We start from the raw sequence: 6063 nt of genomic DNA, 5'->3' as shown, positions 1-6063 counted from the left end.
GCTCAACGAGTCGCCGCTTCAGCGGTTCCTCGGGGCCGACATGGAGCTTCAGGCGCGCATCTCCGCGCCGTATCAGGTGCGCTGGGAGGACCCGGACGGCGACGGCACGGAGCCGACCAACGCGCTCCTCCAGATCCCCGCCCAGAAGGCCAACGACTCCGTAATTGGGCTGAAGGCCGCGGTCACGGCGGACATGGGGCAGCGGTAGGGGGTAGCGATGCAGGCAACGACCACCGGCGACCCGTGGCAGGCGCCGCCGATGAGCGACGGTCCCGTGGCGACGATCACGGGCACCGGCGGAGGCGGCACCACCGCGGGCGGCGGCACGACCGAGACGGACCGTCCGCTCTCCGCGGACGTGGAGACGACCGCGGTCGGCACGAGCCCGCTCACCGCGTGGCTGGAGAGCACGCGCTGGTCGCGTGAGGACCTGAAGCTGCTCGCGGACCTGCTGGGCGCGCTCGGCACGATCGGCGCGCTCTGGCTCGCGATCGAACGGGGGGCTGCCTGATGGGCAGCCGCGTCGAGTGCGAGAGTGTCGAGGTAGAGGACCTCACCGAGGGAGAGCGCGACCGCATCGAGGAGGCGCTTCAGGGGGGTAACGAGTGACTGGCGTCTACCCCGAGCCCGCGGCCGACGACATCCCCGTCAACACCGCGGCGGAGGCGTCGATCGGCGCCGGACAGCGGGCGATCTTCACCTTCACCGCCACGCAGCGCGTTCACGAGGGGTTCAGACTCCCGATCCTCGCGGCGAGCAAGCGGAGTCAGTCCAGCTACGAGATCCTGCTGGATGGCGATCGGGTCTACGGACCGAGCCCGATCCCACCCACGGACATCGACGACCTCGCGGTCTGCTGGGTGCCGGCTCACGAGTTCCAGCAGGAAATCGTCGTCAAGATCAGCAACCTGAGCGACACCGAACGGCGCTACACGGTGCAGCCGGTCGGCTTCGAGCGCGTCGGAGGTGACGAGGATGGGACTTGACAGCAACGTCGAGAAGATCGACGCCCGAGAAGGGGTCTCGACCGCGATCACCGACGGGTACGAAGACCTGACCGGCGACGGCACCGAGGCGAGTCTGTCGACCGGACTCGGCGACCCGTCGAGCGCCACGCTCTACGTCGCCACCGAGGGCGCAGTAGAGCTGACCGTGGAGTTCTCGCCGGACGGCGGCACCAACTGGTTCGAGCCCAACGACCCGGAGCTGCCGCTGAAGTTCGACAGCGCCGGGGACGACGTGGTGCTGATGGACTTCAACGCCAGCGACGTGCGAGTGACCGCGTCGGACGCGACCGGCGTCAAGCTGGCGCTGCGGGTGACAGCATGACCCGCGTGCCGTCTGTGGGCGGTGGGCAGGGAAGTCAGGCATTCGCGCCGTGGGACGAGGCTGAGACGTTCGGCGAGAGCGACGTTTCTGTCTCTCTGACAGGCACCCAAATTGCCGGTGAGTCGGTGGGACTGCTGTCTCAAACGGCCGATTTCGCCGTCAACATCGAGCGCGATTCTGTTGGGACCGCGTCTGACACTATCTCTCCAGACGTGAGTGAGGTGGAAGTCCTGGAAGTCGAGGAGTCACTCTACGTCAACGACTGCTCTGGAGAGGGGCGGCTCTACGTCGACGGAAACCTAACCGACACCGCGACATCTGATGGCGATACGGTCTCGACATCTCAGGATGTCAGCGACCAGTCCTCGATAAATCTCACCCTAGAGGTCGAGATGACCAGCTCGGACAGTACCTATTCGAGCATCAATCTGAACGGGTCTTCGGCTCAGTTGTTCGCAAAGAATGGATCTGTTACTATCGAGTGGCCTGCCCCGCCGGATGTGTACCGCTGGGACGCCGCGAGCTTCCAGATCAGCGAGGACGGCGAGACGGTCGGGGTCTTCATCGAGGAGAACGACGGCACCGGCTGGACCGAGATTGCCGGTCCCATCTCTCCCGGTGACCAGATAGCCGCACATCCCAACTCTCAAGTTCGGTTCAGAGTCGAACTCTCGCGCACAGACAGGAGCAACAACCCCGCGCTGGACGCGATTTACCGGCGTTACATAGCGGCACCAGCATGATGCACGCAACTCTCACCACGATCAGGCGCACCGCTGACGACCGCGAGCCGGCCGGGAGGGCCGCCTGATGGTCGCGAACATCGACATGGGCGGCACCGGCGGGGGCGGCACCCTCGACGCGGACGACGACCCGTGGGCGGACGACTCCGGCGGCAGCACGTCGGGCTCGGACGACTCCGCGGACGACTCGACCGCGTCGACCACCACGTTCGACCCGTCCGACCAGACGCTCGGGGACGGCATGGTGGACACGACGGACGACGATCCCGACCCTATCGAGGTGGACGACTCCGACAGCGACCCTGACGCATCCAGCCCGGCCGGCGGGCAGGGGGAGACCTCCGCGGTCGCGGACCTCATCGGCGAGGACGAGTCTGTCGTCGAGGACTACGCGGCGCAGGAGGGACAGGACGCGCTCGACCTCGGGCAGCAGGCGAGCGACGAGTGGACGGCACGGCGGCGGCTGGCGCGGTCGCTCGGCATCGAGACGGACGCCGCGGAGTCGGTCGGCTCCATCTTCACGGGCGAGGGCCTGCTGGCGGAGCAGGGCGCGGCCCAGCAAGAGGCGATCGACGCGCTCGACAACCCCGGCGAGGAAATCCTCGCGAACCTCCCCGATGCGTTCGGGGAGCTGTTCGAGACGGACGCGATCGACCTGCCGCGGGGTGCGCTGTTCGCGGTCGTGCTCGTGCTGGTGCTGGGCGGCGGCGCGTTCGCGGTCCACCGTAACGGGGGGCTGCCCTCGTGACGGGCGGACTCGTCTCCGGCGGCTACGACACGGTCGAGGAGAGCGTGGAGGACTCGACCGAGAACGCCGAGAACCCCATCACGCCGGAGGAGGCGGCCAACACGCCGGAGGATGAGCGGACGCGCTTCGAGGACGCGATGGCGGGCGACCTCGAAGCGGACTGGGGCGGCGAGGAGATCGGCGAGGCGGTCGACCCGTGGAGCGACGCGGCGAGCAACGCCGGGGACGCTGTGGTCGACGGCATCAAGGGCGCGGTCCCGTGGTGGGGCTGGCTCCTGCTGGTGTTCGGCGGCGTCGGCGCGGCCGCGTGGCTGTTCCGGCCCTACGTCGGGCTTGGGGAGGCGGTCGCGACGTGACGCCGCTTGTGGAGCTGGTCGTGGCGGCGGCCGCGACCATCACCGCAACCGCAGCCGTGACCGCCGCGGGCTTCACGGCGGCGATCTATCGCGCAGTCAAGCGCCACGAGAGAGCGCTGTTCGGCGAAGAGTCCATCGAGGACTGGCCCGGAATCGTGCAGAAGGTGACCCAGCACAGAAAGGTCCTGAAGCGGGAGGGACTGCTGTGAGCGCGCTGGAAGCGGCCGCAGAGTGGGCCGCGTCGAGCGGGCCGCCGAACTGGGCCTTCGTGCTCGCGCTGCTGACGCACCCAAAGGTGTGGTCAGACGCGGCCGTGAAGCACGCGAGGAAGCGCCTCGGAGGCGACAGCAGCGACGCCGGAGGTGAGGACGGTGCGTAGCCTCTGGGACCCGGAGGACGTGCCTGATGGCGACGTGATGGCGCCACACCACTTCTGGGTCGGCATCCTCGTGTCCGTGTTCGGCTTCGCGTTCACCTGGACCTACTACAGCAACGTCGGCGCGGCGCTGACGGTGCTGGGGCTACTGATCGCGGCCGACGACGTGGTAGAGCACGCGACCGGCTTCCCGACGCCGCTCGACCAGCTCTGGAAGCGCGTCATCTATCCGCTGATCGTCAAGCGGATCGAGGACGGGGGCGACGGATGAAGTGGCGCGACGACCTCCCCAAGACGTGGGGCGACGCGCCCGACGACCCGCCCGCGGTCGAGGCGGACCACGCGGTGACGATGGAGAAGCGGCCGGGCGGCAAGCCGGGGCAGGAACTGCGTGAGGTTCAGACGGGCGCGTGGCTGGCGTCGTCGCGTGTGTCGCTCGTCGCGGACGCTATCGAGACCGAGGAATAGGGCGAGCGGTGAAAACCGCTCTGCGGGCTTTTCTGCGCCTATTCAGAATGAACTCTCAAACTGCTGGTTACTCGGCTTCGATAAGGATCTCAACTCTCGCGTTGTCGTCTTCGAAGTTCGTCGGTGGCTTTGCTTCCAACATGTTGCTGTTGTCGACGATAAATGCGTAGTCTCCCTCTTCAACAGTCCCGGTCGTCGAGTATCCCGCGGAGTCGAGATCACTCGCACCTTCGTAGTACCGGAACCGATTGCCATTCTCGAACTCTTGAGCTTCGCTCTGATCTGCTAGAACAAAATCCAGCCGAGGACCATCTCGGACTGTGGTTTCTATCGACAAGTCGGCGGTCCGGTTGATGCCAAACCTGTAAGTCAAATACTGGTCTTCTGTAACAGTATCTCTGTCATCGACGACGGTCTCAGAACTCCCACCACCACTTTCCCCACTACATCCTGCAATAGTCGTCGCTCCAACGGTGCCCAGGGCGCAGAGATAGCTTCGTCTGTCCATCAATGTTCAAACATGTCTAAATTGACTAAAGTGTTTCCTAAGCGGAATAGAAATCGCTTGGAAGGGCCTCAAAAGAACGCATCCGTCTCGGGGTTGAAACTGTGCTCTTCAAGCGCTTCCGGCAGGCCGTCGCGGTCGCCCAGGACCGACACGAGCGAGTCGTTTAGCCGGGCGTAGTCTGAGACGTGCTCGGCGTCGTCGAGGCCGTCCGTCCACGCTTCCTTTTCGCCCGGCTGAAGGACTCCGCGCTCGTCGAGCGTGTCGACCAACTCGCGCAGATCGCGGTCGTAGCTGTCTGCGAGCGACATCAGTATCCACCGCTCCCGCCGTTTACAGCGTCCTTCCGTCGGTCGACCTCCTTCCGAACGGCCGCCTCTACAAGTTCCAGTCGCTCCTCCCGCTGATAGGATTCGTAGACCTCATCTAGAATCGGATCGACGTGCTGCCGCATCTGAATCGCGTGGCGGATCCATTCACTCTTAGAGTCGCCGTATGATAGCTCAGACTCTATTTCTTGGTCTAGCTCATCCGCCAGATGGATCGTAGCTCGCGCCATGTATGCACATCATACTGTGTGACTGTAAGACTACTGCTTTCGAGGGGGTAATATGGCGATTTCAGGCCGTAGAAGCGCAGACGCAAGCAATTATGCGTATCATAAAAACTTAAGTAATCAACGCATAACCACATAACTGCATGGCAGAAGACATCAACTCTGGCGAAGCGAGGACCCGAGTTACATTCCAACTGTCCGACCGGCGGAAAATGGAACTCAACCGCATCGCTTACGATTTATCTGAGCCGGGCGACTCCGTCTCACAGTCCGAACTCGTCCGTGAAGCGGTGGAAGACCTGATCGAAAAGTACGCTGATGACCCGACCACGGTTGACCCCCGAGCCCGCGGAAGCTACGGGGGCCAGCCGCTGATCGAGCTTGAAACAGACGAAGGGGCCGCGTGATTCCCGTGTCCAAGCGATCCCCACGCGCCCCGGCTGAGAGTGACGCCCGCGGCCCTCAAAAGGGTGGCGAGGAGTCGACCGCGGACCTGCCCGACGTGGGTAGAAGACCGGACGCGGTGACGGTCGCGGTGCGTCTGTGGACCGCTCTCGGGCGCCGGACAGTCGAGGTGTCCGTCTCGCCGCTCGCGACCGACGCGGCCGCGGTCGACATGGCCCGCGAGCAGGAGGAGATCCCGACGGCGCTGTTCCGCCGCGGGGAGGTGCTGGCGTGAGCGACGAGGAGCAGCTTCGCGTCGACACGGACGGGCTGCACCTACCGGACCGCTACGCGGAGCACGAGGGCGGCCTCGTCGTCCGGACGCCGCGAAGCACCATCGATCACCGCTCGCGGAGCGCGGGCTCTGCGTGTTACGGGCTGGTCGGGCCGACCGACTTTCGGCACGCCGAGGATCTGATCGACCCGCGAAACCCGAAGCTCGCACCCGACCGCGTCTCGCTCAAACGATACGGAGAGGAGGCGGAGACCTTCCGCGTGGTGATGCCGTGAGCGACGACTTGCAGGCCCTGACGCCCGA

At 65.4% G+C, this 6063-nt stretch carries 16 protein-coding genes and 1 pseudogene; 14 read left to right on the top strand and 3 right to left on the bottom strand.

Annotated elements, in window-relative coordinates; translation table 11 throughout:
• The 11 genes and pseudogenes from AN233_RS17070 to AN233_RS02175 form a co-directional block, all read left to right on the top strand.
• Positions 1-208, top strand: a pseudogene (locus AN233_RS17070) (hypothetical protein); the annotation flags it as partial.
• A 9-nt stretch (positions 209-217) separates the two neighbouring features.
• The gene (locus AN233_RS02215; protein ID WP_058365233.1) at positions 218-511 is read left to right on the top strand and encodes a hypothetical protein; all 294 of its coding nucleotides are present in this window, start codon (positions 218-220) and stop codon (positions 509-511) included.
• Between the two features lie 94 nt (positions 512-605).
• Positions 606-986: a hypothetical protein gene (locus AN233_RS02210; RefSeq protein WP_058365232.1), complete on the top strand. Its 381-nt coding sequence runs from the start codon at positions 606-608 to the stop codon at positions 984-986.
• Complete coding sequence (locus AN233_RS02205) at positions 976-1329, top strand: hypothetical protein (protein ID WP_058365231.1); 354 nt, start codon at positions 976-978, stop codon at positions 1327-1329. The genes AN233_RS02210 and AN233_RS02205 overlap by 11 nt, the downstream gene beginning before the upstream one ends.
• Entirely contained in the window at positions 1326-2072 is a 747-nt protein-coding gene (locus tag AN233_RS02200; RefSeq protein ID WP_058365230.1) for a hypothetical protein, read from the top strand. The genes AN233_RS02205 and AN233_RS02200 overlap by 4 nt, the downstream gene beginning before the upstream one ends.
• 67 nt (positions 2073-2139) lie before the next feature.
• Complete coding sequence (locus tag AN233_RS02195) at positions 2140-2820, top strand: hypothetical protein (RefSeq protein WP_058365229.1); 681 nt, start codon at positions 2140-2142, stop codon at positions 2818-2820.
• Complete coding sequence (locus tag AN233_RS02190) at positions 2817-3176, top strand: hypothetical protein (RefSeq protein ID WP_058365228.1); 360 nt, start codon at positions 2817-2819, stop codon at positions 3174-3176. Before AN233_RS02195 ends, AN233_RS02190 begins: the two co-directional genes overlap by 4 nt.
• Complete coding sequence (locus AN233_RS02185; RefSeq protein ID WP_058365227.1) at positions 3173-3385, top strand: hypothetical protein; 213 nt, start codon at positions 3173-3175, stop codon at positions 3383-3385. The genes AN233_RS02190 and AN233_RS02185 overlap by 4 nt, the downstream gene beginning before the upstream one ends.
• Positions 3382-3555 (top strand): hypothetical protein, encoded by a 174-nt coding sequence (locus AN233_RS17065; RefSeq protein ID WP_176696610.1) that lies wholly within the window; start codon positions 3382-3384, stop codon positions 3553-3555. Before AN233_RS02185 ends, AN233_RS17065 begins: the two co-directional genes overlap by 4 nt.
• Positions 3548-3823, top strand: coding sequence for a hypothetical protein (locus AN233_RS02180; protein ID WP_245625970.1), 276 nt, complete (start codon positions 3548-3550; stop codon positions 3821-3823). Before AN233_RS17065 ends, AN233_RS02180 begins: the two co-directional genes overlap by 8 nt.
• Positions 3820-4020, top strand: a complete 201-nt coding sequence (locus tag AN233_RS02175; RefSeq protein ID WP_058365225.1) for a hypothetical protein — start codon at positions 3820-3822, stop codon at positions 4018-4020. The genes AN233_RS02180 and AN233_RS02175 overlap by 4 nt, the downstream gene beginning before the upstream one ends.
• A 67-nt stretch (positions 4021-4087) precedes the next feature.
• On the opposite strand, the gene AN233_RS02170 is transcribed toward AN233_RS02175, so the two are convergent.
• From AN233_RS02170 to AN233_RS02160, 3 genes are all read right to left on the bottom strand, one after another.
• Positions 4088-4528, bottom strand: a complete 441-nt coding sequence (locus AN233_RS02170) for a hypothetical protein (protein WP_058365224.1) — start codon at positions 4526-4528, stop codon at positions 4088-4090.
• 68 nt (positions 4529-4596) lie between these two features.
• Entirely contained in the window at positions 4597-4836 is a 240-nt protein-coding gene (locus AN233_RS02165) for a hypothetical protein (RefSeq protein WP_058365223.1), read from the bottom strand.
• Positions 4836-5084, bottom strand: a complete 249-nt coding sequence (locus AN233_RS02160) for a hypothetical protein (protein ID WP_058365222.1) — start codon at positions 5082-5084, stop codon at positions 4836-4838. The genes AN233_RS02165 and AN233_RS02160 overlap by 1 nt, the downstream gene beginning before the upstream one ends.
• A gap of 140 nt (positions 5085-5224) precedes the next feature.
• Here AN233_RS02160 and AN233_RS02155 point away from each other — a divergent pair, with 140 nt between their 5' ends.
• The 3 genes from AN233_RS02155 to AN233_RS02150 are packed head-to-tail and all read left to right on the top strand — an operon-like array spanning position 5225 to position 6035.
• On the top strand, positions 5225-5488 hold the full coding sequence (locus AN233_RS02155; protein WP_058365221.1) for a ribbon-helix-helix domain-containing protein: 264 nt from the start codon (positions 5225-5227) through the stop codon (positions 5486-5488).
• Between the two features lie 5 nt (positions 5489-5493).
• The gene (locus tag AN233_RS16690) at positions 5494-5760 is read left to right on the top strand and encodes a hypothetical protein (protein ID WP_125919956.1); all 267 of its coding nucleotides are present in this window, start codon (positions 5494-5496) and stop codon (positions 5758-5760) included.
• The gene (locus AN233_RS02150; protein ID WP_058365220.1) at positions 5757-6035 is read left to right on the top strand and encodes a hypothetical protein; all 279 of its coding nucleotides are present in this window, start codon (positions 5757-5759) and stop codon (positions 6033-6035) included. Before AN233_RS16690 ends, AN233_RS02150 begins: the two co-directional genes overlap by 4 nt.
• The last annotated feature ends 28 nt before the right edge of the window (positions 6036-6063 follow it).

It is taken from the genome of Haloparvum sedimenti, from assembly GCF_001462205.1.
Classification (GTDB): Archaea; Halobacteriota; Halobacteria; order Halobacteriales; family Haloferacaceae; genus Haloparvum; species Haloparvum sedimenti.
The sequence above is the reverse complement of the archived record's forward strand: the minus strand, read 5'-3'. Positions and strand labels throughout refer to the sequence as shown.

Coding starts and splice junctions, on each gene's coding strand:
- AN233_RS02175 (WP_058365225.1), top strand. CDS start 3,820: ATGAAGTGGCGCGACGACCTCCCCAAGACGTGGGGCGACGCGCCCGAC.
- AN233_RS02205 (WP_058365231.1), top strand. CDS start 976: ATGGGACTTGACAGCAACGTCGAGAAGATCGACGCCCGAGAAGGGGTC.
- AN233_RS02200 (WP_058365230.1), top strand. CDS start 1,326: ATGACCCGCGTGCCGTCTGTGGGCGGTGGGCAGGGAAGTCAGGCATTC.
- AN233_RS02165 (WP_058365223.1), bottom strand. CDS start 4,836: ATGTCGCTCGCAGACAGCTACGACCGCGATCTGCGCGAGTTGGTCGAC.
- AN233_RS02215 (WP_058365233.1), top strand. CDS start 218: ATGCAGGCAACGACCACCGGCGACCCGTGGCAGGCGCCGCCGATGAGC.
- AN233_RS02160 (WP_058365222.1), bottom strand. CDS start 5,084: ATGGCGCGAGCTACGATCCATCTGGCGGATGAGCTAGACCAAGAAATA.
- AN233_RS02170 (WP_058365224.1), bottom strand. CDS start 4,528: ATGGACAGACGAAGCTATCTCTGCGCCCTGGGCACCGTTGGAGCGACG.
- AN233_RS02195 (WP_058365229.1), top strand. CDS start 2,140: ATGGTCGCGAACATCGACATGGGCGGCACCGGCGGGGGCGGCACCCTC.
- AN233_RS02155 (WP_058365221.1), top strand. CDS start 5,225: ATGGCAGAAGACATCAACTCTGGCGAAGCGAGGACCCGAGTTACATTC.